The following is a 26,767-nucleotide window of genomic DNA, read 5'->3' on the forward strand; positions in this document are numbered from 1 at the left end:
GATCGGTTCGGGTTGTCGGTCAGTTGCTGCCGCTGTTGCCGGCGAGACCAGCAAGGCCGCCGAGGAGGCAACATCCCACCACGATGATGCCGATCCAGATCAGGCCGACGATGAGGGCCCACTTGGACCACTTCTTGGACTCGGCGGCGGCGGCTTGGGCGCCCGCGTAGTCACCCTGCTGGATCAGCGGGTTGACCTTCGACGCGTTGATGATGGCCGGGATCGCGAGCGGCCAGAACAGGAAGATCGCGACGATGGACATCGTCATGTTGTTGTCGATCTGCTGCGGCTGCTGCGGGGGGTATCCGGGCTGCATTCGAAGTACTCCTCGGTCCGGTGGCACGCGGCGTGCCGGGTTCACTGGGGGTGCGGGCCGGGCACGGGGCCGGACACCGGGCGACCGGCAGCGTACCGCGATCACGCCACCGGGGAGGTCACCCGATGAGCCGCCGCCCCGCGGCCGGGCCGCCTGACCTGCCCGATAGGGTTGCCCGGTGACCGAGCCCGCGTCCGTCGCCCGCCTCGTCGTCCTCGTCTCCGGTTCCGGCAGCAACCTCCAGGCGCTGCTGGACGCCACCGCCGACCCCGGGTACGGCGCCCGGGTGGTCGCCGTCGGCGCCGACCGGGACGGGATCGCCGGCCTGGACCGGGCCGCCGCAGCCGGTGTGCCGTCCTTCGTCGAGCGCGTCAAGGACCACCCCACCCGCGCCGACTGGGACAAGGCGCTCGCCGCGCGGGTCGCCGAGCACCGGCCCGACCTGGTCATCAGCGCCGGGTTCCTCAAGCTGGTCGGTCCGGAGTTCCTGGCCGCGTTCGGCGACCGCTACCTCAACACGCACAACACGCTGCTGCCGGCGTTCCCCGGCATCCACGGCCCCCGCGACGCGCTGGCGTACGGCGTCAAGGTCACCGGGGCCACCCTGTTCTTCGTCGACGCCGGCATGGACACCGGCCCGATCGTGGCCCAGGTCGCCGTGCCGGTGCAGGACGACGACGACGAGGACACGCTCACCGAGCGCATCAAGTCCGCCGAGCGGCGCCAGCTCGTCGAGCAGGTCGGCCGCCTGGTCCGTGAAGGTTGGACGATCACCGGCAGAAAGGTCACCATCCCGTGAACGCCACTGAGGACGCCGGCCGCCGCCCGATCCGGCGCGCGCTGGTCAGCGTCTACGACAAGACCGGCCTGGCCGAGCTGGCCCGCGCCCTGCACGAGGCCGGCGTGGAGATCGTGTCGACCGGGAGCACCGCGTCGACGATCTCCGGCGCCGGGGTGCCGGTGACGCCGGTCGAGCAGGTCACCGGCTTCCCGGAGATCCTCGACGGGCGGGTCAAGACGCTGCACCCGAAGATCCACGGCGGCCTCCTCGCCGACCTGCGCAAGGACGCGCACGCCGCGCAGCTCGACGAGCACGGCATCGCCGGCATCGACCTGCTGGTCTCCAACCTGTACCCGTTCCAGGCCACCGTCGCCTCCGGCGCCGACACCGACGAGTGCGTCGAGCAGATCGACATCGGCGGTCCGGCGATGGTGCGGGCCGCGGCGAAGAACCACGCCTCGGTGGCGGTGGTGACCGACCCGGCCGCGTACCCGGCGGTGGTGGCCGCGCTCGCCGAGGGCGGCTTCACGCCGGCCCGGCGCCGGGCGCTGGCGGCCCGCGCGTTCGCCGACATCGCCGACTACGACGTCGCGGTGGCCGACTGGTTCGCCACCACCGTGTCGCCGGTCGAGGACGGCTGGCCGGAGTTCGCCGGGCTGGCACTGCGCCGCCAGGCGGTGCTGCGGTACGGCGAGAACCCGCACCAGGCGGCGGCGCTCTACACCGACCCGGGCGCGCCGGCCGGGCTGGCCCAGGCCGAGCAGCTGCACGGCAAGGAGATGTCCTACAACAACTACGTCGACGCGGACGCCGCCTGGCGGGCCGCCAACGACTTCGCGGACCAGCCGGCGGTGGCGATCATCAAGCACGCCAACCCGTGCGGCATCGCCGTCGGTGCGGACGTGGCCGAGGCGCACCGAAAGGCGCACGCCTGCGACCCGGTCTCCGCGTTCGGCGGCGTGATCGCGGTGAACCGGCCGGTCGACGCGGCGATGGCCGGCCAGGTCGCGGAGATCTTCACCGAGGTGCTCGTGGCGCCCGGCTTCGACGCGGACGCGCTGGAGCTGCTGCGGGCCAAGAAGAACCTCCGCCTGCTGCGGGCGCCCGAGTTCGCCGTGCGGCCCGCGGAGTGGCGGCAGGTCAGCGGTGGCGTGCTGGTGCAGACGCGGGACGCCGTCGACGCGCCCGGCGACGACCCGTCCGGCTGGACGCTCGCGACCGGCGACCCGGCCGACGAGGCGACGCTGCGCGACCTGGCGTTCGCCTGGCGGGCGGTCCGCGCGGTCAAGAGCAACGCGATCCTGCTGGCCCGCGACGGCGCCACCGTCGGTGTCGGCATGGGCCAGGTCAACCGGGTGGACTCGGCGCGGCTGGCGGTCAGCCGGGCCGGTGACGAGCGGGCCCGCGGCTCGGTCTGCGCCTCGGACGCGTTCTTCCCGTTCGCCGACGGTCCGCAGATCCTCATCGACGCCGGGGTGCGGGCGATCGTTCAGCCGGGTGGATCGATCCGGGACGAGGAGACCATCGCGGCCTGCAAGGCGGCCGGCGTGACCATGTACCTCACCGGCACCCGGCACTTCTTCCACTGACGAGTCCGGCCTCCGGGTGCGTCGGTCGTCCATCCGACGACTGACGCACCCGGACGTCGTGCCGTTGCCCGCCGCGGGAGGCGGTTGCTAGCGTGTGCGCGGCGACGATCGAGCGTCTCCGCTGTCTGTGAGCCCGGCAGGTGTGCCATGCGCGTTCGCGACCGGTTGACCGCCGTCGTCGTCACGCTGGCGTTCGTCCTGGCCGGACTGGGAGCGGCAGCCGCACCCGCCGTCACCGCACCGGCCGTCGCCCCGATCGTCGAAGCGCTCGCCGCCGCGCGGCCCGCTCCCGACGTCGCACCACCCGCCGAAGCGCTCGCCGCCGCGCCGGCCGCCGCCTCGGCGAGCGGAACGAGCCCGGCCGCGCTGCGTGCCGCGTACCCCCGAATCTCCTGGTCGGAGCTTGCCGCCGGGCCGTGGCACGACCACGGCGGCGGTCTCGGCTACGCCGACGGACCGGACGACCTGGCCCCGGCCGCGCTCCCGCGCGTGGCCGGTCCGGCGGTGCCGGAGCCGGTCGTGCCCGCGCCCCGGCCGCCTGTCGTGCCGCTGCCGCCGCGCGGCCCGCTCGCCGCGCGCGCCCCGCCGGCCGCCTGAGCCGCACCGAACCCGCAGCCCGCACCCGGGACGCGCGCTCGCGCCGCACCGGACACCGCCGCGTCGACCCGGCGGTCTCCGCCGCGAGCTGCCGTCCACCGGTACGGCGGCGCGCCTCACGCCGCCGGGCCGCCTCGGGTTCGTCCCGGGTCCGCCTTCCGCACGCGTGCCCGCATCGGAGGCCCCGCCCCCTCTTCCTCCGGGGGACGGGGCCTTCGTCGTCACGCCTCGGTGCGTACCTCGGCGAAGTGGCAGGCGCTGGGGTGCGGGTCCGCCGCGCGCGGTACCGCCTGCGGGTCCTGCGTCGCGCAGACCTCCTCGGCCTTCCAGCAGCGGGTCCGGAAGTGGCAGCCGGACGGCGGCTCGGCCGGGCTCGGCACGTCGCCGGTGAGCCGGATGATGGTCCGCCGGTCGCGGGCCTCCGGGTCGGGCACCGGCACCGCCGACAGCAGCGCCTGGGTGTACGGGTGGGTCGCGCGCTGGTAGATCTGCTCCTCGGTGCCGATCTCCACGATCCGGCCCAGGTACATCACCGCCACCCGGTCGGAGATGTGCCGGACCACCGACAGGTCGTGGGCGATGAAGATGTACGACAGCCCCAGCTCGTCCTGGAGCTGCTCCAGCAGGTTGATCACCTGGGCCTGGATGGAGACGTCCAGGGCCGACACCGGCTCGTCGCAGACGATGATCTCGGGCCGCAGCGCGAGCGCCCGGGCGATGCCGATGCGCTGCCGCTGACCGCCGGAGAACTGGTGCGGGTAGCGGTTGACGTGCTCCGGGTTGAGCCCGACCACGTCCAGCAGCTCCTGCACCCGCTGCCGCCGGCTGCGCTTCGGTGCCGCCTCCGGGTGGATCTCGAACGGCTCGCCGATGATGTCGCCGACAGTCATGCGCGGGTTCAGCGAGGTGTACGGGTCCTGCATCACCATCTGCATGTTCCGCCGCAGCCGGCGCAGGTCCGCCCCTGCCGCCCGGAGCAGGTCGCGCCCCTCCAGCGTGACCCGCCCGGCGGTCGGCGTCTCCAGGCGCATGAGCAGCCGGGCCAGCGTGGACTTGCCGCACCCGGACTCGCCGACCACGCCGAGCGTCTCACCGCGCCGCAGCTCGAACGAGACGCCGTCGACCGCCTTGACCTGGCCGATGGTCTTCTTGAACAGCACGCCCTGGCTGATCGGGAAGTGCTTGACCAACTGGTCGACGGCGAGGATCGTCTCGCCGCGCACCTTGGCGGGTTCAGCCGTCGCGGTCATCGTGCACCTCCTGGGCGAAGTGGCACGCGCTGGTCCGCCCGTCGCCGAGCACCAGGTCGTGCGGCACCTCGTCCACACAGACCGGCTGGACGTACGGGCACCGGGGGTGGAACGGGCAGCCGGACGGGATCGCCATCAGGTTCGGCGGCAGCCCGCGGATGCTGGACAGCGCCTGGCCGCGCACGTCCAGGCGCGGGATCGACTCCAGCAACCCCTTCGTGTACGGGTGGGCCGGCGCCCGGTACAGCGCATGCACGTCGGCGTGCTCGACGATGCGGCCCGCGTACATGACCGCGATCCGGTCGGCGACGCCGGCGACCACGCCCAGGTCGTGGGTGATCAGGACGAGCGCCATGCCGAGATCCCGGCGCAGGTCGGCCAGGAGGTCCATGATCTGCGCCTGCACCGTGACGTCCAGCGCGGTGGTCGGCTCGTCGGCGATCAGCACCTTCGGGTCCAGCGCCAGCGCCATCGCGATCATGACGCGTTGCCGCATGCCGCCGGAGAACTGGTGCGGGTAGTCGCCGAGCCGCTTCGCCGCGGCCGGGATCCGGACCAGGTCCATCAGTTCGACGGTGCGCCTGCGCGCGTCGGCCCGCGACATCCCGGCCCGCTCGCGCAGCGACTCGCCGATCTGCCAGCCGACCGGGAAGACCGGGTTCAACGCCGACAACGCGTCCTGGAAGATCATCGCGATCTCGGCGCCGCGGATCTGCCGGCGCTCCTCCTCCGGGCGGGTGAGCAGGTCCCGCCCCTGGTAGAGGATCTGCCCGGCGCGCACGTACGCGGGCGGGGTGTCCAGGATGCCCATGATCGCCTGGGCGGTGACGGACTTGCCGGAGCCGGACTCGCCCAGCACCGCGAGCGTCTCACCGGCGTCCAGGTGGTACGTCACCCCGTTGATCACCCGGGCCACGCCCTCGCGGGTGCGGAACTCGACGTGCAGGTCCCGTACCTCCAGCAGGTGCCCGCCGGGCGGCGTGGGTGAGGCCGGCGTGGGCCGGACCGCGTTCTGCGTCATGAGGAAGTCACCGCAGCTTCGGGTCGAAGGCGTCGCGGATCGCGTCGCCGAGCATGATGAAGGCGAGCACGGTCAGGGCCAGGAACGTCGACGGCACGATCAGCGGTGTCGCCGACTCGCGCATGTGCACCCGGCCGGCGTCGATGTCGATGCCCCAGGAGATGGTCGGCGCCTTCAGGCCGATGCCGAGGAAGCTCAGCGTCGCCTCGGCCGCGATGAACGACCCGAGCGCGATGGTGAGCACCACGATGGCCGGGGCGAGCGCGTTCGGCAGGATGTGCCGCCACATGATCCGGCCGTTGCCGGCCCCGAGCATCCGGGCTGCGGCCACGTAGTCCTGCTCCCGGGCGGTGATCACCGAGGAGCGGACCACCCGGGCCGCCGTGGTCCACCCGAGCAGCGCCAGGACGAGGATCACCGCGAACAGCCGTACCGTGTCGCCGCTGGTGCTGACGCGCTTGAGCAGCACGATCGCGGCCAGCAGCAGCGGGATGCCGAGCACGATGTCGATCACCCGGGACAGCACCGCGTCGACCCACCCGCCGAAGTAGCCGGCGAGCATGCCGACGACGAGCGCGATCACGCCGGTGATCAGCGCGGAGAACGCGCCCACGAGCAGCGAGGCGCGGGCGCCGTAGACCGCGCGGGCGAACGTGTCGCAGCCCTGGAAGTCGTACCCGAAGATCGCCCCGCCGGACGGCCCGGCGTGCTGCCGGGACAGCACGCAGTCGCGCGGGTCGTTGGCGGCGAACAGCCCGGGTGCCACGGCCATCGCGGCGACCAGCACCACCAGGAGCAGGCTGATCCAGAAGACCGGGTTGCGGCGCAGGTCCCGCCAGGCGTCACCGGCCAGGCTGCGGGCCCGGTCCGGCCGCCCTGCACGCCCGGGCGTGCCCGGTTCGCCTGACACGCCGCGCCGCGCGGCCTGGTTCTCGGTAGCCGCCACCGTCTCGAAGTCGCTCACTGCGGCACCTCGCTGCGCTCACTCATAGCGGATCCTCGGGTCGAGGACGGCGTAGAGCACGTCCACCACCAGGTTGGACAGCAGGTAGACCACGACGAGCACGCTGACGATGCCGACGACAAGCGGGCCGTCCTCGGTGCGGATGCCGCGGAACAGGTTGAAGCCGACGCCCGGGACGTTGAACACGCCCTCGGTGATGATCGCGCCGCCCATCAGGTTGCCCAGCTCGACGCCGAGGAAGGTGACCACCGGGATGAGCGAGTTGCGCAGCACGTGCACGCCGACGATGCGGCGCCGCCGCAGGCCCTTGGACCGGGCGGTGCGGACGTAGTCGGCGCGCAGGTTCTCGGTCACCGAGGTACGGGTCAGCCGCAGCGCGGTGGCCAGCGACAACGAGCCGAGCACGATGCCGGGCAGCAGCAACGCGTAGAAGGAGGGTTGCGCTCCGGCGGTGGGCGGGAAGATCGGCCAGCGTACGCCGAGGAAGTACTGCGCCAGCGGGGCCAGCACGATGGTGGGGATGCCGAGCACCAGCAGCGTGAGCACGAGCGTGGCGTGGTCGAACACGCCGGAGCGGCGGATCGCCGCGATCACGCCGGCGGTGACCCCGAAGATCACCGTCACGGCCATCGCGATCACGGCGAGCTTCAGGGTGACCGGCCAGGCGGCGGCGAGGATGTCGCTGATCTGCCGCCCGGTCAGCGACTGCCCGAGGTCGCCCTGGACCAGGCCGCCCAGGTAGTCGAAGTAGCGGTAGAAGAAGCCGCCGACACCCGTCGCGTCCAGGTGGTACTTCTCGGTCAGGTAGGCCCGCTGCGCGGCGGTGACCGGCCGCTCCCCGGCGAGGGCCTGGATCGGGTCGCCCTGCCCGGCGAACATCAACGCGTAGACGATCAGCGTGGTCCCGAAGAAGGCGAGGACCATCTGGAGCAGTCGCCGCAGGATGAAGCGGAGCATGCTGGCAAGTCTGCCGAAACCAGGCTAAATACGTGCCAATGCGAGGGCCGGGCCACCCGGTGGGGGTGGCCCGGCCCGTCAGCGGGGTGTCAGGCGCGTTCGATCTTCAGCAGATCCACCCGGTCGAAGAGGTCCACGTGGACGTTCTTGACCTTGGTCGAGTGGCCGAAGTTGTTCTGCCCGTACCGCAGCGGGATCACCGGCATGTCCTGCGCGAGCAGGTCCTCCGCCGCCTGGTACTTCTTGATCGCCTCGTCCTCGGTCGCCGCGCGGGCGCCCTCCGCGAGCAGCTTGTCGAACTCCGGGTTGCTGTAGCCGTAGTAGTTCGACGAGCCGGTGGTGCTGTACAGCGGGCCGAGGTAGTTCTCCATGGACGGGTAGTCCATGACCCAGCCCATCCGGAACAGGCCGACCGGCTGCTTCTGCTTGAGCTTGGTCAGCAGGTCCGCGAACTTCGGCTCGGCGGTGCCCACGCACTCCACACCCAGGTTGGCCTTGAGCTGGTTGCACGTGGCGTCGATCCAGTCCTTGTGGCCGCCGTCGCCGTTGTAGGACAGCTCGATCTTCTTCGGGCCGCCCGCGGCCTCGTACATGGCCTTGGCCTTGACCGGGTCGAACGCGCCCGCCGTGCCGATGGTGTTCTCCCGGTAACCGGCGACCACCGGCGAGACGAACGAGCGAGCCGGCTGCTGCGAGTCCTTGAAGATCGACTTGGTGATCTCGTCCCGGTCGATCGCCATCGAGATCGCCTTGCGCACCTCGGGCTTGCTGAACTCCTCCTGGAACGTCGGGAAGGCCAGCACCTGCAGCGACGAGGCCGGGCTCTGCTGGAAGCGGTCGCCCAGGTCGGTCGAGGCGGTCGACAGGTTCTCGGTCGGGATCGTCTTGATCACGTCGAGGTTGTCCGACAGCACGTCCGCGTACGCCGCGGTCGGCTGCTGGTAGATGCGGAACTCGACGCCGCCGACCTTGGGCTGCTGGCCCGGGAACGCGTCGTAGCGCTCCACCTCGACCTTGGCGTCGTGCTGCCAGCTGCCCTTCATCTTGAACGGGCCCTGGCCGATCGGCGCCTGCTCGTAGCCCTCGGCGAGCACGCCCGGGGCGGAGAAGGCCGCCTTGGGCAGCGGGTAGAAGGCGGTGTAGCCGAGCATGGACTTGAAGTCCACGTACGGCTGGCTGAGCGTCACGGTGAAGGTCAGGTCGTCGACCTTCTTCAGGCCGCTCATCGTCGTCGCCTTCGGGCTCTCGCCCTGGAGGTCGTCGTAGCCGGCCACCTTCTCGAAGAAGTAGCTGGAGTTCTGGCCGTTCGGCGCGTACGCGCCGTAGTTCCAGGCGTCGATGTAGTTGTCGGCGGTGACCTTCTCGCCGTTGTGGAACGTGTAGCCGGGCTTCAGCTTGACCGTCCAGACCTTGTTGTCGGACGTCGTCACCGAGTCGGCCGCCACCTCGTGCGGCTTGTTCGCCTCGTCGTAGTCGACGAGCGGGCTGAACAGGGCCGACAGGACCTGGGAGCCGCTCGTCTCGTTGGTGTTGGTGGGCACGAGGTGCTGCGGCTCGGCGATCTCGATCCGCACGGCCGCATCGGAGTCGCCGGCACCGCCGCCGCCACCGCCCGAGCCGCAGGCCGTCAGGCCGAGCGTCACCGCGAGCGGGAGCGCGGCCCAGGCCGCGAGCCTACGAACACGCATGGAGTCTCCTCATCTCCTCACGCTGCGCGGTCGTCCCGGCGCTGGGTGACTCTGCGCAACGAGCGGTAACGGTAGGTCGCCATCCGGCCCGTCGACAACTAGTGCGTGGTCAACTGATGACGGATCGTGTTCGGCGGGCCTTGCCGCTGCTGTCCGCGCGTGCTAAACACCGCCCCTACCTGGCCTTTTGTTCGCCCCTGGTGGTCCGTTCGAGGTCGGTCAAGCGCGTCTGCGACGTCCGGCCCGCCTGTCCGGTCCCTGCCCGTCCGGGCGTGTCAGGGCCGCCGTGTCACGGTGACTGGTCACTCTCCGTGAGTTAGGGCACGTTGCGCAGCGTGATCGTCGGCCGTCGTCGTCCGGGCCCGCCCGCAGCCGTGAGACGATCACGACGTGACGGCGACGATCCTGGACGGCAAGGCCACCGCGGCGGAGATCAAGGACGAGCTACGGGCCCGGGTGAAGGCGCTCGCGGAACGCGGCATCACCCCCGGCCTCGGCACCGTGCTGGTCGGGGAGGACCCCGGCTCCCAGGCGTACGTCAACGGCAAGCACCGTGACTGCGCCGAGGTCGGCATCGCCTCGCTGCGGGTCGCACTGCCGGCCGACGCCAGCCAGGAGCAGCTCGACGCGGCGCTGGCCGAGCTGAACGCCGACCCGGCCTGCCACGGCTACATCGTCCAGCTCCCGCTCCCCGGGCACCTCGACACCCAGCGCGCGCTGGAGTCGATCGACCCGGACAAGGACGCCGACGGGCTGCACCCGGTCAACCTGGGCCGGCTCGTCCTCGGGTACGACGCGCCGCTGCCCTGCACCCCGCGCGGCATCGTGGAGCTGCTGCGCCGGCACGACGTGCCGCTGCGCGGCGCGAACGTGGCTGTCGTCGGCCGGGGCAACACGGTCGGCCGCCCGCTGGGCCTGCTGCTGACCCGGCGCAGCGAGAACGCCACAGTGACGCTCTGCCACACCGGCACGCTCGACCTGGCCGCGCACACCCGCGCAGCCGACGTCGTCATCGTCGCCGCGGGCGTGCCCGGGCTGCTCACCGCCGACATGATCAACCCGGGCGCGACGGTGGTGGACGTCGGCATCACCCGGGTCATCGGCGAGGACGGCAAGGGCCGCTACACCGGCGACGTCGACCCGGAGGTGGCCGAGGTCGCCGGCAAGCTGGTGCCGATGCCCGGCGGCGTCGGCCCGATGACCCGGGCGATGCTGCTGACGAACGTGGTCGAACGGGCCGAGCGGACCGCCTGACACCCACCCAGGTCATAACCGTCCGCCCCTGACCCGATCGGTGCCAGGATGGCTGATACGGTCCGGAAAACCGACTGGTATCAGGGAGTGGGACGACCATGGGTAAGAAGGTCACTGTCGTCGGCGCCGGCTTCTACGGCTCGACCACCGCACAGCGCCTGGCCGAGTACGACGTCTTCGACACCGTCGTGATCACCGACATCGTGGAGGGCAAGCCGGCGGGTCTCGCGCTCGACCTCAACCAGTCCCGCGCGGTCGAGGGCTTCGAGACCAAGGTCGTCGGCGTCACCACCGGCCCGAACGGCGAGGGCTACGAGGCCATCGAGGGCTCGGACGTCGTCGTCATCACCGCCGGCCTGCCGCGCAAGCCGGGCATGAGCCGGATGGACCTGCTGGAGACCAACGCCAAGATCGTCCGGCAGGTCGCCGAGAACGTCGCCAAGTACGCCCCGAACGCCGTCGTCATCGTGGTGTCCAACCCGCTCGACGAGATGACCGCGCTGGCCCAGCTCGCCACTCAGTTCCCCAAGAACCGGGTGCTCGGCCAGGCGGGCATGCTGGACACCGCCCGCTTCACCAACTTCGTCGCCGAGGCGCTGAGCGTGCCGGTGAAGTCGGTACGGACCCTGACGCTCGGCTCGCACGGCGACACGATGGTCCCGGTGCCGTCCAAGAGCACGGTGAACGGCAAGCCGCTGCGTGACGTCATGCCGGCCGAGCAGATCGAGGAGCTGGTCGTCAAGACCCGCAACGGTGGCGCCGAGGTCGTCGCGCTGCTCAAGACCGGTTCCGCGTACTACGCCCCGTCCGCCGCCGCGGCCCGGATGGCGAAGGCAGTGGCCGAGGACTCCGGCGCCGTCATGCCGGTCTGCGCCTGGGTCGACGGCGAGTACGGCATCTCCGGCGTCTACCTGGGCGTCGAGGCCGAGATCGGCGCCGAGGGTGTGAAGCGGGTCGTCGAGACCGACCTGGACGCCGACGAGCTGGCCGCGCTGAAGGAGGCCGCCGAGGCGGTCCGCGCCAAGCAGGGCGACGTCGCCAGCATGTGACGCCCGTCCCACAGCGTCGAAGGCCCGCCGGCTCCGCCGGCGGGCCTTCTGCCGTCCCACCCGCGGTTCTCCCCGTCGATCATGAAGTTGACGGCGGAATTGGAGATCGAATACGCCGCCAACCTCATGATCATCCGGGGAGGGGATGGGGGGTGAAGGGGGCGGTCAGGTGGGGAGTGGCCAGGACGGTGGGGGAGAGGGACGTGAGCAGGTGCTGCCGGGAGTGACGGGCCGTGGGCTGGTCCTCCTCGTGGGCGTACGCCAGCTCCGGGTCGACCAACTGGATCGCGTGCACGAGCAGGTCGCCGGTGATCAGGAGGCGGTCGTCGCCCGCCTCGACCAGCACCGACTGGTGACCCGGCGTGTGGCCGGGCGTGTGCAGCAGCCGTACCCCCGGGGTGAGGGGCGTCTCGCCGTCGACCACCCGCAGCCGGCCGGCGGCGCGCAACGGCCTCAGCAGCCGGGCCGGCAGTTCCGGGTGGAACAGCTCCAGCGCGTCCACCTCGGCGCGCTGGATCAGGTGGTCCGCGTTCGGGAACAGCGCGCCGGCCCAGCCCACGTGATCGGTGTGCAGATGGGTGAGGACCACGGTGCGCACGTCGGCCGGGTCGATCCCGGCCGCGGCCAGCTCGGCCGGCAGCCGGCCCGGCACCGGCGCCCAGCTCGCGGCGAGGGAGTCGGCCGGGCCGATGCCGGCGTCGACGAGCGTGACCGGCCCGTCGCCGGCCCGCACCGCGAACGCGCGGAACCGCAGCCACCACCGGCCGTCGTCGGTGACGGCGCCCCGATCGAGCCGGTCGGCCGCCTGCCAGTGCGCTTCCGTGGCGTCGGGAAACGCCTCGCCGCGGGGCTGGAAGAAGGGCCCCTCGCCGTCGGAGAGCGCGGTGACCGTGATAGACCCGAGGGTGCGGCTGCGCGGCATCGGACGATGATGCCAGCGGGCCGAGGCGCGGCGCAGCCCGCTTTTCCGGCGGTCCACCCGGGCCGCCTGGGGACTGCCGGTCAGTTTCCAGTACGCTCGTACTGCTTGAGCACGTGTCCCCCGAGAGGAGCGCCGGCCGATGGCGAAGATCAAGGTAAACAACCCGGTCGTGGAGATCGACGGCGACGAGATGACCCGGATCATCTGGAAGCAGATCCGGGAGCAGCTGATCCTGCCCTACCTCGACGTCGACCTGCACTACTACGACCTGTCGATCCAGCACCGTGACGCCACCGACGACCAGGTCACGGTCGACGCCGCCAACGCCATCAAGGAGCACGGCGTCGGCGTCAAGTGCGCCACCATCACCCCGGACGAGGCCCGGGTGGAGGAGTTCGGCCTGAAGAAGATGTGGCGGTCGCCGAACGGCACCATCCGCAACATCCTCGGCGGCGTGGTCTTCCGCGAGCCGATCATCATGTCGAACGTGCCGCGGCTCGTCCCGGGCTGGACCAAGCCGATCATCATCGGCCGGCACGCGCACGGCGACCAGTACAAGGCCACCGACTTCGTCGTCCCCGGCCCCGGCACTGTGACCATCACCTACACCCCGGCCGACGGCGGCACCCCGATGGAGATGGAGGTCGCCAACTTCCCCGGCGGCGGCATCGCCATGGGCATGTACAACTACGACGAGTCGATCCGGGACTTCGCCCGCGCCTCGTTCCGGTACGGCCTGGACCGCGGCTACCCGGTCTACATGTCGACCAAGAACACCATCCTCAAGGCGTACGACGGCCGGTTCAAGGACATCTTCGCCGAGGTGTTCGAGAACGAGTTCAAGGCCGAGTTCGAGGCCGCCGGCCTCACCTACGAGCACCGGCTGATCGACGACATGGTCGCCGCCGCGCTCAAGTGGGAGGGCGGATACGTCTGGGCCTGCAAGAACTACGACGGTGACGTGCAGTCCGACACCGTCGCGCAGGGCTTCGGCTCGCTCGGCCTGATGACCTCGGTGCTGCTGTCCCCGGACGGCCGCACCGTCGAGGCCGAGGCCGCCCACGGCACCGTCACGCGGCACTACCGGCAGTACCAGAAGGGCGAGAAGACCTCGACCAACCCGATCGCCTCGATCTACGCCTGGACCCGGGGCCTGGCCCACCGGGGCAAGCTGGACGGCACCCCGGCGGTCACCGAGTTCGCCGACACGCTGGAGAAGGTCATCGTGGACACCGTCGAGGGTGGCCAGATGACCAAGGACCTCGCGCTGCTCATTTCGCGGGACGCCCCGTGGCTGACCACCGACGAGTTCATGAACGCGCTCGACGAGAACCTGGCGCGCAAGCTCGCCGCCTGACGTGCAAGGAAGGGCCCCTTCTTAACGCCTCGCGTTGTAGAAGGGGCCCTTTTTAACACCTCAGGCCCGCCGGGGCGGCGTGACCTCGTTCGGTGCGCCCTCGTTGACAAGGTGGACGAGATGCCAGTCGCGTCCATGAAGGTGGGCCGTGGCCGCGCGCCGGCCGGCCGACCTTCGAGGCTGCTGAGCGCAGCCAGCCGTCCCTTCCCTGCGGGGGGTCCTGTCCCGGGCCCCCCGCGCCCCCTGCTCGGGCCGCGGCTGTTAAGAAGGGGCCCTTCCTCTACCGCAGGCGTTAACAAGGGGCCCTTCCTTTCATGCGGCGCGGAGCAGTTCGGCGGCGCGTTCCGGGGCGATGTCGTTGATGAACACGCCCATGCCGGACTCCGACCCGGCGAGGTACTTCAGCTTGTCCTTGGCCCGCCGGATGCTGAACAGCTGAAGGTGCAGGTGGCCCAGCTCCCTGTCGATCCGCACCGGCGCCTGGTGCCAGGCCGCGATGTACGGCATCGGCAGGTCGAACAGCCCGTCGAAGCGGCGCAGCAGGTCCAGGTAGAGCGGCCCGAAGGCGTCCCGCTCGGCGTCGTTCAGCGCCGGGATGTCCGGCACCGGCCGGTGCGGTGCCACGTGCACCTCGAACGGCCAGCGCGCCGCCGCCGGGACGTACGCGGTCCAGTGCTCGTTGCTCGTCACCACCCGCTCTCCGGAGGCGCGTTCGGTGGCCAGCACGTCGGCGTAGAGGTTGCCCCCGGTGCGGTCGGCGTACCGCCGGGCGGCGGCCAGCATGGTCCGGGTGCGCGGCGTGACGAACGGGTACGCGTAGATCTGCCCGTGCGGGTGGTGCAGCGTCACCCCGATCTCCACGCCCCGGTTCTCGAACGGGAAGACCTGCTCGACGCCGGGCAGCGCGCTCAGTGCGGTGGTGCGGTCGGCGAGCGCGTCCAGCACCGTCCGCACCCGGTGCGGGGAGAGGCGGGCGAAGGAGGCGTTGTGGTCGTCGGTGAAGCAGACCACCTCGCACCTGCCGCGTCCGGGGCGTACCGGGGTGAACGGCGTGATCTCGGCCGGCTCGTCGGCCACCCGCTGGCTCAGCGAGGGGAACCGGTTCTCGAAGACCACCACGTCGTAGTCGGGTGCCGGGATCTCACTGTGCCGCTCACCGCGGGACGGGCACAGCGGGCACTGGTCGGCCGGGGGCAGGAACGTGCGGGTCTGCCGGTGCACCGCCACCGCCACCCACTCGTCGGTCAGCGGGTCGTACCGCAGCTGCGAGGCGGGCGGGGGAGGGGGCAGGTCCCGCCGGTCCGGCTGGTCGCGGACCGCGTCGTCCCGCTCGTCGAAGTAGATCAGCTCGCGGCCGTCGGCCAGCGCGATCTGCGTACGCTTCACTCCGCCCCCCTCGTCGTGGGCACCGTCACCAGCTCACCCACCCTGTCGTCGAGTACCCGTCGGGCCTCGGGTGCCAACCGGTCGTCGGTGACCAGCACGTCCGCCGCCTCCAGCGGCACGATCGACGAGATGCCGACGGTGCCCCACTTGGTGTGGTCGGCGAGCACCACGAGCCGGTCCGCCGCTGCCACGAGCGCCCGGTTCGTGTCCGCCTCCATCAGATTGGGGGTGGTGAAACCGGCCCGTTCGCTGATCCCGTGCACGCCCAGGAAGAGCAGGTCCAGGTGGAGCGCGGCGATCGCGGCCACGGCGAGCGGGCCGACGAGCGCGTCCGACGGTGTGCGTACGCCGCCGGTGAGCACCACCGTCTGGTCCGGCCGGCCGCCGACGTGCAGGGCCTCCGCCACCGGCAGCGAGTTGGTGACCACTGTGAGGCCGGGCACGTCCACCAGCCGCCGGGCCAGCTCGGCGGTGGTGGTGCCGGCGGAGAGCGCGATCGCGGCGCCGGGCCGGACCAGCCCTGCGGCATGCTCGGCGATGGCGGCCTTCTCCGCCGACTGGCGGACGGACTTGGCGTGGAAGCCGGGCTCGTCGGTCGAGCCGGGACCGGCCGGCGTCGCGCCCCCGTGCACCTTGGCGAGCAGGCCCTGCTCGTGCAGCGTGTCCAGGTCGCGCCGGATGGTCATGTCGGAGACGCCGAACTCGGCCGCCAGCTCGGTGACCCGGACGCCGCCGGCGCGGCGCAGTCGTTCCAGGATGGCCGTCTGCCGCTGCCGCGCCAGCATCCCCGGCTCACCTCCGCGCCTCACCGACTCACGCGGGCGCTCCACGCGGTCGAACGTGTTCCAACAAAGACGAACACTACCGCGCAACGAGGGGTGATGCGAGACCGCCGCCGTCCGGAAGCCGGACGACGGCGGTCGAGGGTGCTGGAGTGCCGGGACTCGGCCGGCGGTCAGGCGGTCACGCGGGCTGGAGGCGGGGCTCCACCCAGCCGGTCTCGGTCAGGTGCTCCATCACCTTCCCGATGGCCTCCTCGACGCTCAGATCCGAGGTGTCCACCACCAGGTCGGCGTCGGTGGGCGCCTCGTACGGGTCGTCGATGCCGGTCATCCCGGTGATCAGGCCGGCCCGGGCGCGGGCGTACAGGCCCTTGCGGTCGCGCTGCTCACACACCGCCAGCGGCGTCGCCACGTGGACCAGCAGGAAGCCCGCCCCGGCCGTCTCCGCCATCTCCCGGGCGGTGGCGCGGGCCGCCGCGTACGGCGCGATCGGGCAGCAGATGCCGACGCCCCGGTGCCGGGCGATCTCGGCGGCCACCCAGCCGATCCGGCGCACGTTGAGATCCCGGTCGGCCTTGCTGAACCCCAGCCCGGCGGAGAGTTCCCGCCGCACCACGTCGCCGTCGAGCAGCGTGATGGTGCGGTCGCCCTGCTCGCGGAGCACGTCGGCCAGCCCTCGGGCGATCGTCGACTTGCCCGAGCCGGACAGGCCGGTCAGGAAGATCACCAGCCCTCGGTGCCGCCGCGGCGGGCGCGCCCGGGCCAGTTCCTTCGCCACCGCCGGCGGCGTGTGCCACTCGGGCAGCGGGAAACCCCGGTCCAGCAGGTCGTCGATCTCGCGCGCGCTCAGCGCCAGCCGCCGGTTGCGCGGCGGGATGTCCTCGCGCCAGCGCCACTGCCCGTCCCGGTTGTCGTAGGCCAGCTCGCGGGGGACCAGCACGCGCAGACCGGCGCCGGAGAGCATGCCCTCGGTGGAGAGCAGGTGGGTCACGCCGTACGCGGCGGCGACCCGGGCCCGCAGCAGCGCGTCGCTGATCTCGTCGCGCCGCCGGGCCAGCGGCACCGCCACGAGCGTCGCCGGGGGCATCCGGTCGCGGGCGGCGAACACGCTGCGCACCAGCGACTCGGCCGGCAGGCCGCCGATCGACTCCTCGCCCACCGGGATCATCACCAGCAGGTGCGCGCCGAGCGTACGGGCCGCGTGCGCGATCTGCGCCAGCTGCGGCCGGTGCAGGGGACGGTCGGCGAACACGCCGAGCACCCGGCCCGGCGGCAGCAGTCCGCGTACCTCGTCGGGGCCGCGCCGCAGCCGCTGGAACGGCCCGTGGCCGCCGTCGCCCAGGCGGCGCACCGTGCCGCCGACACCCACCATGCCCTCGCGGCCCGGCCAGACGTCGGTCACGTCCATCGCCGCCACCGGTGCGCCCTCGCCGTCGGTGAGCACCACCGCCCGGCGGGCCGGGTCGGCCGGGTCCAGCCCGTCGGCGAGCGCCGCCGGCACCTGGAGTGTCACCGGCACCGGCCACGGCGTGCCGTCGGCCAGCCGGCCGCGCCGGTTCAGCGAGGCCAGGTCGGCCCGGCTCATGAAACCGGTGAGCGGTGCGTACGCCCCGCTCAGCAACAACTGGAGATCGGCCAGCTCAGCGGGTCTGGGCGCGTACGACGGCGCATCCCGCAGAACGTCCTCGGGCAGCAGCCACCCGTTGCTCATCGAACCCCCAACTCACCGGCCGGCACACAGTTTCGCAGCCCACCGGCGATCGGTCGAGAGCGCCACCCGGCCTCCCGGTGATCGCCTGTTCCGGCGACCGTGCCGAGGACGAGTCGGGGTCACCGAATCCTTACCGGCGGGCCGCGGCCGGTCGATCGTGCGAACGGCTGCCTGCGCGCGCCGACCGGCCGAGCGCGCGGTCCCGTATCCGCCGGACCGCTCGGCGGAGACGGGACCGGAGCCGGCGCGACTCCTCCACCCGAGGCGCGCCGCCGTTCCCGCCACCTAAGGGCCGCGGAGGCCGAGGATCAGGGGATCGCAGGGGTCAGGAGAGGCTCCGGCGAGGCACCGGAGTTCTACGCTGAACGGCGTGACACTGCTCGCGACCGAGTCGCTGACCAAGACGTACGGAGGCCGGGTCACCGCGTTGGCCGACCTCACCGTGTCGGTCGAGCCGGGGATCATCGGGCTGGTGGGCGCGAACGGCGCCGGCAAGTCCACTCTGATCAAGATCCTGCTGGGTCTGCTCCCGCCGACCAGCGGCCGGGTGCAGGTGCTCGGCCTCGACCCCACCACCGACCCCGCCGCGGTTCGCGCCCGGGTCGGCTACATGCCCGAGCACGACGCCCTCCCGCCCGACCTGTCCGCCGCCGAGCTGGTCACCCACCTGGGCCGGATCAGCGGGCTGCCGCGCACCGTCGCCCGCGAGCGGGCCTCCGAGGCGCTGCGCCACGTCGGTCTGCACGAGGAGCGGCACCGGGCCGTCGGTGGCTACTCCACCGGCATGAAGCAGCGGGTCAAGCTCGCCCAGGCGCTCGTGCACGATCCCGACCTGCTGCTGCTCGACGAGCCGACCAACGGCCTCGACCCGGCCGGCCGGGACGCCATGCTCGCGCTGATCCACCGGATCGGCACCGAGTTCGGCATCTCGGTGGTGGTCTGCTCGCACCTGCTCGGCGAGGTGGAGCGGATCTGCGACACGCTCGTCGCCATCGACGGCGGTCGGCTGCTGCGCGCGGACCGGGTGTCCGCCATGACCACCGCCACCGACGTGCTCGCGGTCGAGGTGAGCGAGGGCACGGAGGAACTGGCCGCCCGGCTCACCGCGCTCGACCTGCCGGTGACCCGCGACGGGCGGCTGCTGCTCGTCCCGCTCGCCGACGACGCCACCTACGACCAGATCCTCGGCGCGGTCGCCGAGCTGGACCTGCCGCTGCACCGGCTGGACCAGCGGCGGCACCGGGTGGCCGAACTCTTCGCCGCGAGGGAGCCCAGCCATGTCTGACGCGACCGGGGTCATCCACGACATCGGCTACCAGCGCTACACCGGTCCGCGGCTCGGCCGCCGGCAGGTCTTCGGCGCGCTCTACCTGCACGGCGTGCGTACCGTCTTCGGGCTGGGCCGCAGCGCCAAGGCCAAGATCTTCCCGTGGCTGGTCGTCTCCGTGGTCACAGTGGTGGCCGCCGGCGTCACCGCGGTACGCAGCCAGATCGGCGAGGTGGTGATGACGTACGCCCAGTTCGCCGACGCGATGAGCTGGCTGGTCATCTTCTTCGCCGCGGTGGCCGCGCCCGAGCTGGTCTCCCGCGACCTGCGCAGCGGCGTGCTGCCGCTGTACTTCTCCCGGCCGCTGCCGCGCGGCGACTACGCCCTGTCCAAGCTGCTGGCGCTGGTGACCGCGCTGTGGCTGCTGCTCGGCGGCCCGCAGCTGGTGATGTTCCTCGGTGCCGCGTTCACCACGAACCGGGGCGTACGCGGGGTGTGGGACGAGCTGCTCGACCTGCTGCCCGGGCTGCTCTACGCCGGGCTGTGGGCGGTGGTGTTCGCCTCGATCGCCCTGCTCGTCGCCTCGCTCACCGGCAAGCGCGCGTTCGCCGCCGGCGGCATCGTGGCGGTCTTCCTGATGACCACGCCGGTCGTGGGCGTGCTGTCCATCCTGCCCTCGCGGACGATCAACGAGCTGGCCTTCGTGGCCTCTCCGCCGACGCTCGTCGGCGGCGTGGGCAACTGGGCGCTCGGCGACCGGCTGACCCAGGGACGGGGCGGCATGCCGATCGGCGACTTCGGGCCGGTCTACGCCGTGGCCGCCGTGCTGCTGGTCGCCGCCTGCGTCAGCCTGCTGCTCCTGCGATACCGGAAGGTGGCCGCCCGATGACGGCGATCAGCACCCAGTCGACGGCCGGCGCGCCCGCCGCCGCGACGAGCACGCTCGACCTGGCGGGCGTCTCCCGCTGGTACGGCAACGTGGTGGCGGTCAACGACGTCACCATGCGGCTCGGCCCCGGCGTGACCGGCCTGCTCGGCCCCAACGGCGCCGGGAAGACCACGCTGCTGCACATGATGGCGGGCTTCCTGTCCCCGTCGCGCGGCACCGTGACGCTGGACGGGGAGCCGACCTGGCGCAACCCCGCCGTCTACCGGCGGCTCGGCCTGGTCAGCGAGCGCGAGGCGGTGCACACGTTCCTCAGCGCGTACGAGTTCGTGCTCGCCAGCGCCAAGCTGCACCGGCTGCCCGACCCGGAGGCCGCCACCCGGCGGGCGATCGAGCTGGTCGAGATGGAGGACGCGCAGACCCGCCGGATCGGCACCTACTCCAAGGGCATGCGGCAGCGCACCCGGGTCGCCGCCGCGCTCGTGCACGACCCGCAGGTGCTGCTGCTCGACGAGCCGTTCAACGGGATGGACCCGCGCCAGCGGCTGCACATGATGGCGCTGCTGCACCGGCTCGGCGACGCGGGGCGGACCATCCTGTTCAGCTCGCACATCCTGGAGGAGGTCGAGCAGGTCTCCGGCACGGTCCAGGTGATGGTGGCCGGCCGGCTCGCCGCCTCCGGCGACTACCGGACCATCCGCCGCCTGATGACCAACCGGCCGCACGTGTTCGGGGTGCGTTCCACCGACGACCGGGCGCTGGCGGTGGCGCTGATGGCCGAGGCGTCGGTCTCCGGCGTCGAGCTGGACCGAACCGGCCTGACGGTCAAGGCCGGCGACTACGGCGCGTTCACCCGGGCACTGCCCCGGATCGCGCTCCGGCACGGCATCCGGGTCCGGCAGCTCCTGCCGGAGGACGAGTCGCTGGAGAGCGTCTTCTCGTATCTGGTGGAGGCATGATGTCGACAGTCACCTGGATCACCGCGCGCGGCCTGTTCGGCCGGAGCCGGTTCCTCATGCTGCTGCCGTTGCCGCTGGTCCTGATCGGCCTGGCGGTGCTCTGCCGGTCGCTCGGCGTCGACCCGGGCCAGTGGGGACCGCCGGTGCTCGTCGGCCTCGGCCTCGCGGTGGTGCTGCCGGTGGTGGCGCTGATCGTGGGCACCGGCGTGCTCGGCGCGGAGATCGACGACGGCACCGTCGTGCACATCCTCACCAAGCCGCTGCCGCGCTGGCAGATCGTGCTGCCGAAGCTGGCGGTCGCGGCCGGCGTCACAGCGGTCACCGTCGGCGTCCCGATCTACGTCGCGGGCGTGCTCGCCGATTCGGTACGCCTCGGACTCGCACTGGTCGCCGCCTCGGCGGCGGGCGCGCTGGCGTACTCGGCGCTGTTCCTCGCGCTGAGCCTGGTGACCCGGCGGCCGGTGCTGCTCGGCCTGGTCTACGTGCTGATCTGGGAAGGGCTGCTGGGCCGGTTCGTCGGCGGCACCCGGGTGCTGTCGATCCAGCAGTGGGTGATCGCCCTGGCCGACCGGATGGCGCCGACGCCGCTGCTCGGCACCACCGTCTCGGTGCCGGTCGCGGCGGTGCTCACCGCCCTGGTGGCGGTCGGGTTCACAGTGCTGGCGATCGACCGCCTGCGCTCGTTCAGCGTGGCCGGCGAGACGAGCTGAACCCCGGGGCGGAACCCGTTTTCCGGCACGAGCGCCGGAAAACGGGTTCTGCCCTGCCGTGTCCGGTCTGTTAGTTTGCGGCGGCTACGCACACCGACACGGGGAGAACACCTTGCGTTCAGCTCGCCTCGCCCTGCTGGCTCCGGCCGCGGTCGCGATGATCGTCATGTCCGGCTGCGATGACGACAAGCCCTCGGCCGGGCCGGCGGCGCCCTCCGCCCCCGCCGCCACCTCCGTGCCGCCGGTGACCCCGGCGCCGGCGGGCCTCGACGAGGCCACCCGGAAGACCTGCGCGACGGCGGAGAAGGACATCACGGCCGCGCTGAAGGAGGTGGCCGAGGCGGAGAAGATCGGCCCGCCGGCCGGCCACTCGGCGGTCAGCGCCCAGTACTCGGCGGGCGCGGCCACGCTCTACACGCACGCCTTCACCAGCAGCGACGAGGTGAACGCCGCGGTGAAGGGGGTCGCCACCGCCATGACCGACCTCGCCGACACCTGGGCCAAGGCGCCGGGCAAGGCGCCGAGCAAGGCGGATCTGACCACCGCCCGGGACAAGCTCAAGGCGGCCTGCGCGGCCGAGTGAGGCATGCACCGCCGAGGGGCCGGCCCGGTCGGCCCTCCGGGGTGTTAAGAAGGGCCCCTTCTACAACGCCAGGCGTTAAGAAGGGGCCCTTCCTTACATCCGGCCGCCGTGCGGCGGTTCAGAACGCGCAGGCGATGACCAGTTCGGTGGTGCGGTCCGGCAGCAGGTCCAGCTTCGCGATCCGGCCCGCCGCGCGCAGGTCGTCGGCGACGGCGCCGAGCTGGTCGAGCACCGCCGCCGGTCCGAGCGCCTCGGCCAGCGGCACGTCCGCCTTCATCGACAGCTTCCGTTCCGACTTGGCGCGGCGCACCTGACCCAGCGCGTCAGCGGCCAGCCGCAGCAGCTCCGGGTCACCCGGCGCCTCCATGGCGCGGCCCACCTCGTACGTGGTCGGCCACGGCGAGCGGTGCACCGACCCGTACCGCCACCACGACCAGACCTCCTCGGTCACGAACGGCAGCACCGGCGCGAACAGGCGCAACTGCACCGACAGCGCGGTCGCCAGCGCCGCCCGGGCCGAGTCGGCGGCCGGCCCGGTGCCGTAGGCGCGCTCCTTCACCAGCTCGATGTAGTCGTCGCAGAACCGCCAGAAGAACGCCTCGGTGGCCATCAGGGCGGCCGTGTGGTCGTACCCGTCGAAGGCGGTGGTCGCGGTCGCGACCACGCCGGACAGTTCGGCGAGCATCGCGGTGTCCAGCGGTTGGGTCGCCGCGGCCCGCAGCGCGTCGGCGGCGCCCAGCCCGAGCGCGAACCGCGACGCGTTGAGCAGCTTGGTGGCCAGGCGGCGCCCCACCTTGACCTGGGCCGGGTCGAAGGCGAGGTCCATGCCCGGCTTGCCGTTGGCGGCCCAGTAGCGGACCGCGTCGGACCCGTTGCGCTCCAGCAGCGCCATCGGCGTGACCACGTTGCCCTTGGACTTCGACATCTTCTTGCGGTCCGGGTCGAGGATCCAGCCGGAGAGCACAGCTGTGTGCCACGGCAGCGCGCCGTGTTCCAGGTGGGACCGGGCCACAGTGGCGAACAGCCAGGTCCGGATGATGTCGTGCCCCTGCGGGCGCAGGTCCATCGGGAAGACCCGGGCGAACAGGTCCGGGTCGGTCTCCCAGCCGCCGACGATCTGCGGGGTCAGCGACGAGGTGGCCCAGGTGTCCAGCACGTCCGGGTCGCCTGTGAAACCGCCCGGCTCGCCGCGCTGCGTCTCCTCGTATCCGGGCGGCGGCTCGCTCGTCGGATCGATCGGGAGCATCGCCTCGTCCGGTGTGAGAGGGTGGGACCAGTCCGGCTCGCCAGCGTCGTCGAGCCGGTACCACACCGGCACCGGCACGCCGAAGAACCGCTGCCGGCTGACCAGCCAGTCACCGGTGAGTCCGCCCACCCAGTGCTCGTACCGGTGCCGCATGTGCTCCGGCACCCAGCGCAGTTCCCGCCCCCGGGCCAGCAACTCCTCGCGCAGGCCGGCGTCCCGGCCGCCGTTGCGCAGATACCACTGCCGGGTCGAGACGATCTCCAGCGGCCGGTCGCCGCGCTCGTAGAACTTCACCGGGTGGGTGATCGGCCGCGGCTCGCCGACCAGGTCGCCCGCGTCGGCGAGCAGCTCCACGAGCGTCCGCCGGGCGCCGTTCACCGTCTGCCCGGCCAGTGCCGCGTAGGGCTCCGCCGGCACGCCGGCCGGCGGCTCCGGCAGCAGGCGCCCGTCCCGGCCGATCACCACGCGGGTGTCCAGCCGCAGTTCCCGCCACCAGGTCACGTCGGTCAGGTCACCGAACGTGCAGACCATCGCGATGCCCGTGCCCTTGGCCGGGTCCGCCAGCGGGTGCGCGCGCACCGGCACCTCGACCCCGAACACAGGGGTACGCGCAGCGGCGCCGACCAGGTCCGCGTACCGCTCGTCGTCGGGGTGGCAGACGAGCGCCACGCAGGCCGGCAACAGCTCCGGCCGGGTGGTGTCGATCAGCACCTCGCGGCCGTCCGGCCCGGTGAACCGCAGCCGGTGGTACGCGCCGGGCCGCTCCCGGTCCTCCAGTTCCGCCTGCGCGACGGCGGTGCCGTACCCGACGTCCCACAGCGTCGGCGCCTCGGCCTGGTACGCCTCGCCCCGCGCCAGGTTGCGCAGGAACGCCCGCTGGCTCGCCGCGCGGGCCGCCGACCCGATCGTGGTGTACGTCAGCGACCAGTCCACCGACAGCCCGAGCCGCCGCCACAGCGCCTCGAACGCCTTCTCGTCCTCCACAGTGAGCAGCTCGCACAGCTCGATGAAGTTGCGCCGGGAGATCGCTGTCGGGTTCTTCCGGGCAGCGTCGTCCACCGGTGCGGCCGGCGGGCGCCAGTCCTTGTCGTACGGCAACGACGGGTCGGGACGAACGCCGTACACGTTCTGCACCCGGCGTTCGGTGGGCAGCCCGTTGTCGTCCCAGCCCATCGGGTAGAAGACGGTGCGCCCGCGCATCCGCTGGAACCGGGCCACCGTGTCGGTGTGGGTGTACGAGAAGACGTGACCCATGTGCAGCTCGCCCGACACGGTCGGCGGGGGAGTGTCGATCGCGTATACGTCCGACCGCTCCTTCGTGCGGTCGAACGCGTACGTGCCGTCCTCCTGCCAGCGGCGGGCCCAGGTCTCCTCGAGGCCGTCCAGGCTCGGACGCTCGGGGACGCCGCCGCGGGCGCTCCTCGTCGTGTCGGTCATCAGCCGATGGTAGGCAGTCGCCCCGCCGCACTCCACGACTTTCCCCACCCCGCGCGTCCTCGTCGATCTTGCACTTGCCGCCCCGGCACAAGCCACTGATCGGGCATCCCTCGGGCCGCAAGTGCAAGATCGACGGGGACCTGGGCGAGAGCTAGAGGAGGGAGTCGCGCCACTGGCGGTGCAGGGCGGCGTAGGGGCCGTCGGCGGCGATCAGCTCGGCCGGCGGGCCGTCCTCCACGATCCGGCCGTCGTCGAGCACCAGCACCCGGTCCGCTGTCTCCACCGTGGAGAGCCGGTGGGCGATCACCAGGGCGGTACGGTCGCGCAGCACGCTGTGCAGGGCCCGCTGCACCAGCCGCTCGGTCGGCACGTCGAGCGACGAGGTCGCCTCGTCGAGGATCAGCACCCGGGGATCGGCGAGGAACGCCCGGGCGAACGCGACGAGCTGCCGCTGCCCGGCGGAGAGCCGACCGCCGCGCCGGTGCACGTCGGTGGCGTACCCGTCCGGCAGCGCGGCGATGAAGTCGTGCGCGCCGATCGCCCGGGCGGCCGCGACCACCGCCTCGTCGTCGGCGTCGGGGCGGCCGAACCTGATGTTGTCGGCCACGGAACCGCTGAACAGGTGCGTCTCCTGGGTCACCAGCACCACCGCCCGGCGCAGCTCGGCGTCGGCCAGGTCGCGCAGGTCCACCCCGTCCAGCCGGATCACGCCCGCGTCGGGGTCGTGGAAGCGGGCCACCAGCTTCGCGACAGTGGACTTCCCGGCGCCGGTCGGCCCGATCAACGCCACTGTCTGCCCGGGCGGCACGGTCAGGTCCAGGCCGGACAGGATCGGTGTTCGGCGGCGGTAGCCGAAGTCGACGGCGCGGAAGGTGACGGCCCCGCGCGGCGGTCCGGCCGGCAGCGGCACCGGCCGCGCCGGTTCGGCCACCGCCGGGCGCTCGTCCAGCACGCCGGCCAGCTTCTCCAGCGCGGCGGTCGCCGACTGGAGCGAGTTGTAGAACTGGCTCAGCTCCTCCATCGGCTCGAAGAACCGGCGCAGGTAGAGCAGGAACGCGGCGAGCACGCCCACCTCCACGCCGCCGCCCAGCACCCGCCAGCCGCCGTACCCGAGCACCACCGCAGCGGTCAGGTTGCCGATCAACCGGATGCCCGGTGAGTAGATCGCGATCAGCCGGAACGCGCGCAGGCTGGAGCGCCGGTAGTCGTCGTTCACAGTGGCGAAGATGTGGTCGTTGCGGTCCTCCCGCCGGTACGCCTGGACGGCCCGGATGCCGCGCAGCGACTCGACGAAGTGCACGATGACCAGCGCCACCGCCTCCCGGGTGCGCCGGTACGCCCCGGCCGAGGCGCGGGCGAACCAGCGTGACAGCACGAACAGGAACGGGAACGCGAGCAGCGTCACCGCCGCCAGTGGCAGGTCCAGCCAGAGCAGGATGCCCGCCACCGACAGCACTGAGAGCCCGGCCATCACCAGCTTGTCGATGCCGCCGTCGACCAGCTCGGCGATCGACTCCAGGTCGCTGGTCAGCCGGGACACCATCCGCCCGGACGTGTAGCGCTCGTGGAACCCGACGTCGAGGCGGAGGAAGTGCCAGTACACCCGGCGGCGCAGGTCCAGCAGGACGGCCTGGCCGATCCGGGCGGCGAGGGTGAGGAACGCGCGCCGGGCCGCGTACTCGACAGCGGTCGCGACCACGAACGCGGCGGCGACAGCGATCAGCGGGCCGGGATCGCCGGCCCGCAGCGGCTCGATACCCCTGTCGATGCCGAGCATGACCAGGTACGGCCCGGACATCGCGGCGGCGTTCTGGGCCAGCAGCAACGCCACCGCCAGCCCGAGGGCCGGCCGGTGCGGGCGCAGCAGCCGGCGCAGCAGCAGCCGGCTGCGGGCACGCAGCCGGGTCACCGCCTCCGGGGACGAGTCCTCGGCCCGGCTGCGGTCGGCGTCCGGATCGGTGGCCCGCCCTCGCCAGCGGGACAGGTCTTCACCGTCGCCGTGGCGTGCGCCGGTCGTCCCGTTACCGTTCGGCGCGTCGCGGGGCCGGGGCACCC

23 protein-coding genes are annotated in these 26,767 nt (G+C 72.4%); 11 read left to right on the plus strand and 12 right to left on the minus strand.

Features of this window, described 5'->3' with window-relative positions; genetic code table 11:
• Positions 1-19: 19 nt before the first annotated feature.
• On the minus strand, positions 20-316 hold the full coding sequence (locus FB455_RS17285; protein ID WP_013288509.1) for a CD225/dispanin family protein: 297 nt from the start codon (positions 314-316) through the stop codon (positions 20-22).
• Between the two features lie 178 nt (positions 317-494).
• Between FB455_RS17285 and purN the strand changes: the two genes are divergently transcribed.
• The 3 genes from purN to FB455_RS17300 all read left to right on the plus strand — a co-directional run bounded on the left by purN (position 495) and on the right by FB455_RS17300 (position 3,283).
• Positions 495-1,115 carry a phosphoribosylglycinamide formyltransferase gene (gene purN, locus FB455_RS17290; RefSeq protein WP_013288508.1) on the plus strand — a complete coding sequence of 207 codons (621 nt, stop codon included), beginning with the start codon at positions 495-497 and terminating at the stop codon, positions 1,113-1,115.
• Complete coding sequence (gene purH, locus FB455_RS17295; protein WP_071097809.1) at positions 1,112-2,686, plus strand: bifunctional phosphoribosylaminoimidazolecarboxamide formyltransferase/IMP cyclohydrolase; 1,575 nt, start codon at positions 1,112-1,114, stop codon at positions 2,684-2,686. Before purN ends, purH begins: the two co-directional genes overlap by 4 nt.
• Positions 2,687-2,833: 147 nt before the next feature.
• Positions 2,834-3,283 (plus strand): hypothetical protein, encoded by a 450-nt coding sequence (locus FB455_RS17300; protein ID WP_013288506.1) that lies wholly within the window; start codon positions 2,834-2,836, stop codon positions 3,281-3,283.
• 221 nt (positions 3,284-3,504) lie between these two features.
• On the opposite strand, the gene FB455_RS17305 is transcribed toward FB455_RS17300, so the two are convergent.
• The 5 genes from FB455_RS17305 to FB455_RS17325 all read right to left on the minus strand — a co-directional run bounded on the left by FB455_RS17305 (position 3,505) and on the right by FB455_RS17325 (position 9,163).
• Positions 3,505-4,533 carry an ABC transporter ATP-binding protein gene (locus FB455_RS17305; RefSeq protein ID WP_013288505.1) on the minus strand — a complete coding sequence of 343 codons (1,029 nt, stop codon included), beginning with the start codon at positions 4,531-4,533 and terminating at the stop codon, positions 3,505-3,507.
• Complete coding sequence (locus FB455_RS17310) at positions 4,517-5,554, minus strand: ABC transporter ATP-binding protein (protein ID WP_013288504.1); 1,038 nt, start codon at positions 5,552-5,554, stop codon at positions 4,517-4,519. The genes FB455_RS17305 and FB455_RS17310 overlap by 17 nt, the downstream gene beginning before the upstream one ends.
• A gap of 7 nt (positions 5,555-5,561) precedes the next feature.
• Positions 5,562-6,518 (minus strand): ABC transporter permease, encoded by a 957-nt coding sequence (locus tag FB455_RS17315; RefSeq protein ID WP_071097812.1) that lies wholly within the window; start codon positions 6,516-6,518, stop codon positions 5,562-5,564.
• 18 nt (positions 6,519-6,536) lie between these two features.
• Complete coding sequence (locus FB455_RS17320) at positions 6,537-7,475, minus strand: ABC transporter permease (RefSeq protein WP_013473620.1); 939 nt, start codon at positions 7,473-7,475, stop codon at positions 6,537-6,539.
• An 89-nt stretch (positions 7,476-7,564) separates the two neighbouring features.
• Positions 7,565-9,163: a peptide ABC transporter substrate-binding protein gene (locus FB455_RS17325; RefSeq protein WP_013288501.1), complete on the minus strand. Its 1,599-nt coding sequence runs from the start codon at positions 9,161-9,163 to the stop codon at positions 7,565-7,567.
• A 390-nt stretch (positions 9,164-9,553) separates the two neighbouring features.
• Here FB455_RS17325 and FB455_RS17330 point away from each other — a divergent pair, with 390 nt between their 5' ends.
• Positions 9,554-10,417 (plus strand): bifunctional methylenetetrahydrofolate dehydrogenase/methenyltetrahydrofolate cyclohydrolase, encoded by an 864-nt coding sequence (locus FB455_RS17330; protein WP_013288500.1) that lies wholly within the window; start codon positions 9,554-9,556, stop codon positions 10,415-10,417.
• A 98-nt stretch (positions 10,418-10,515) separates the two neighbouring features.
• Positions 10,516-11,466, plus strand: coding sequence for a malate dehydrogenase (gene mdh / locus FB455_RS17335; protein ID WP_013288499.1), 951 nt, complete (start codon positions 10,516-10,518; stop codon positions 11,464-11,466).
• Positions 11,467-11,596: 130 nt separating this feature from the next.
• On the opposite strand, the gene FB455_RS17340 is transcribed toward mdh, so the two are convergent.
• Positions 11,597-12,388, minus strand: coding sequence for an MBL fold metallo-hydrolase (locus FB455_RS17340; RefSeq protein WP_145754062.1), 792 nt, complete (start codon positions 12,386-12,388; stop codon positions 11,597-11,599).
• 139 nt (positions 12,389-12,527) lie between these two features.
• Here FB455_RS17340 and FB455_RS17345 point away from each other — a divergent pair, with 139 nt between their 5' ends.
• A complete protein-coding gene (locus FB455_RS17345) occupies positions 12,528-13,745 on the plus strand; it encodes an NADP-dependent isocitrate dehydrogenase (protein WP_013288497.1) in 1,218 nt (405 codons plus the stop codon).
• Positions 13,746-14,057: 312 nt separating this feature from the next.
• On the opposite strand, the gene galT is transcribed toward FB455_RS17345, so the two are convergent.
• The 3 genes from galT to cysC form a co-directional block, all read right to left on the minus strand.
• The gene (galT, locus tag FB455_RS17350; protein ID WP_114918804.1) at positions 14,058-15,131 is read right to left on the minus strand and encodes a galactose-1-phosphate uridylyltransferase; all 1,074 of its coding nucleotides are present in this window, start codon (positions 15,129-15,131) and stop codon (positions 14,058-14,060) included.
• Entirely contained in the window at positions 15,128-15,916 is a 789-nt protein-coding gene (locus FB455_RS17355; RefSeq protein ID WP_013288495.1) for a DeoR/GlpR family DNA-binding transcription regulator, read from the minus strand. The genes galT and FB455_RS17355 overlap by 4 nt, the downstream gene beginning before the upstream one ends.
• Before the next feature lie 178 nt (positions 15,917-16,094).
• On the minus strand, positions 16,095-17,624 hold the full coding sequence (gene cysC / locus FB455_RS17360) for an adenylyl-sulfate kinase (RefSeq protein WP_013288494.1): 1,530 nt from the start codon (positions 17,622-17,624) through the stop codon (positions 16,095-16,097).
• A gap of 370 nt (positions 17,625-17,994) precedes the next feature.
• Between cysC and FB455_RS17365 the strand changes: the two genes are divergently transcribed.
• The 5 genes from FB455_RS17365 (at position 17,995) to FB455_RS17385 (ending at position 22,029) form a co-directional block, all read left to right on the plus strand.
• Positions 17,995-18,909: an ABC transporter ATP-binding protein gene (locus FB455_RS17365; RefSeq protein WP_013288493.1), complete on the plus strand. Its 915-nt coding sequence runs from the start codon at positions 17,995-17,997 to the stop codon at positions 18,907-18,909.
• Positions 18,902-19,780, plus strand: a complete 879-nt coding sequence (locus tag FB455_RS17370) for an ABC transporter permease (protein WP_013288492.1) — start codon at positions 18,902-18,904, stop codon at positions 19,778-19,780. The genes FB455_RS17365 and FB455_RS17370 overlap by 8 nt, the downstream gene beginning before the upstream one ends.
• Complete coding sequence (locus tag FB455_RS17375; protein WP_013288491.1) at positions 19,777-20,736, plus strand: ABC transporter ATP-binding protein; 960 nt, start codon at positions 19,777-19,779, stop codon at positions 20,734-20,736. The genes FB455_RS17370 and FB455_RS17375 overlap by 4 nt, the downstream gene beginning before the upstream one ends.
• Complete coding sequence (locus tag FB455_RS17380; RefSeq protein WP_013288490.1) at positions 20,736-21,446, plus strand: ABC transporter permease; 711 nt, start codon at positions 20,736-20,738, stop codon at positions 21,444-21,446. Before FB455_RS17375 ends, FB455_RS17380 begins: the two co-directional genes overlap by 1 nt.
• Before the next feature lie 157 nt (positions 21,447-21,603).
• Positions 21,604-22,029 carry a hypothetical protein gene (locus FB455_RS17385; protein WP_013288489.1) on the plus strand — a complete coding sequence of 142 codons (426 nt, stop codon included), beginning with the start codon at positions 21,604-21,606 and terminating at the stop codon, positions 22,027-22,029.
• A gap of 118 nt (positions 22,030-22,147) precedes the next feature.
• On the opposite strand, the gene valS is transcribed toward FB455_RS17385, so the two are convergent.
• On the minus strand, positions 22,148-24,712 hold the full coding sequence (gene valS, locus FB455_RS17390; protein WP_145754065.1) for a valine--tRNA ligase: 2,565 nt from the start codon (positions 24,710-24,712) through the stop codon (positions 22,148-22,150).
• A 151-nt stretch (positions 24,713-24,863) separates the two neighbouring features.
• The gene (locus tag FB455_RS17395) at positions 24,864-26,696 is read right to left on the minus strand and encodes an ABC transporter ATP-binding protein (protein ID WP_327653286.1); all 1,833 of its coding nucleotides are present in this window, start codon (positions 26,694-26,696) and stop codon (positions 24,864-24,866) included.
• Positions 26,697-26,767: the final 71 nt, after the last annotated feature.

This window comes from Micromonospora sp. CNZ296 (assembly GCF_007827635.1).

What these genes read in the sequence shown, in the direction of transcription:
- FB455_RS17370 (WP_013288492.1), top strand. Translation starts at nt 18,902, where the DNA reads ATGTCTGACGCGACCGGGGTCATCCACGACATCGGCTACCAGCGCTAC.
- FB455_RS17345 (WP_013288497.1), top strand. Translation starts at nt 12,528, where the DNA reads ATGGCGAAGATCAAGGTAAACAACCCGGTCGTGGAGATCGACGGCGAC.
- FB455_RS17310 (WP_013288504.1), bottom strand. Translation starts at nt 5,554, where the DNA reads ATGACGCAGAACGCGGTCCGGCCCACGCCGGCCTCACCCACGCCGCCC.
- FB455_RS17355 (WP_013288495.1), bottom strand. Translation starts at nt 15,916, where the DNA reads ATGCTGGCGCGGCAGCGGCAGACGGCCATCCTGGAACGACTGCGCCGC.
- FB455_RS17305 (WP_013288505.1), bottom strand. Translation starts at nt 4,533, where the DNA reads ATGACCGCGACGGCTGAACCCGCCAAGGTGCGCGGCGAGACGATCCTC.
- mdh (WP_013288499.1), top strand. Translation starts at nt 10,516, where the DNA reads ATGGGTAAGAAGGTCACTGTCGTCGGCGCCGGCTTCTACGGCTCGACC.
- FB455_RS17375 (WP_013288491.1), top strand. Translation starts at nt 19,777, where the DNA reads ATGACGGCGATCAGCACCCAGTCGACGGCCGGCGCGCCCGCCGCCGCG.
- FB455_RS17320 (WP_013473620.1), bottom strand. Translation starts at nt 7,475, where the DNA reads ATGCTCCGCTTCATCCTGCGGCGACTGCTCCAGATGGTCCTCGCCTTC.
- FB455_RS17325 (WP_013288501.1), bottom strand. Translation starts at nt 9,163, where the DNA reads ATGCGTGTTCGTAGGCTCGCGGCCTGGGCCGCGCTCCCGCTCGCGGTG.
- FB455_RS17385 (WP_013288489.1), top strand. Translation starts at nt 21,604, where the DNA reads ATGATCGTCATGTCCGGCTGCGATGACGACAAGCCCTCGGCCGGGCCG.
- cysC (WP_013288494.1), bottom strand. Translation starts at nt 17,624, where the DNA reads ATGAGCAACGGGTGGCTGCTGCCCGAGGACGTTCTGCGGGATGCGCCG.
- valS (WP_145754065.1), bottom strand. Translation starts at nt 24,712, where the DNA reads ATGACCGACACGACGAGGAGCGCCCGCGGCGGCGTCCCCGAGCGTCCG.
- FB455_RS17285 (WP_013288509.1), bottom strand. Translation starts at nt 316, where the DNA reads ATGCAGCCCGGATACCCCCCGCAGCAGCCGCAGCAGATCGACAACAAC.
- FB455_RS17340 (WP_145754062.1), bottom strand. Translation starts at nt 12,388, where the DNA reads ATGCCGCGCAGCCGCACCCTCGGGTCTATCACGGTCACCGCGCTCTCC.
- FB455_RS17380 (WP_013288490.1), top strand. Translation starts at nt 20,736, where the DNA reads ATGTCGACAGTCACCTGGATCACCGCGCGCGGCCTGTTCGGCCGGAGC.
- FB455_RS17300 (WP_013288506.1), top strand. Translation starts at nt 2,834, where the DNA reads ATGCGCGTTCGCGACCGGTTGACCGCCGTCGTCGTCACGCTGGCGTTC.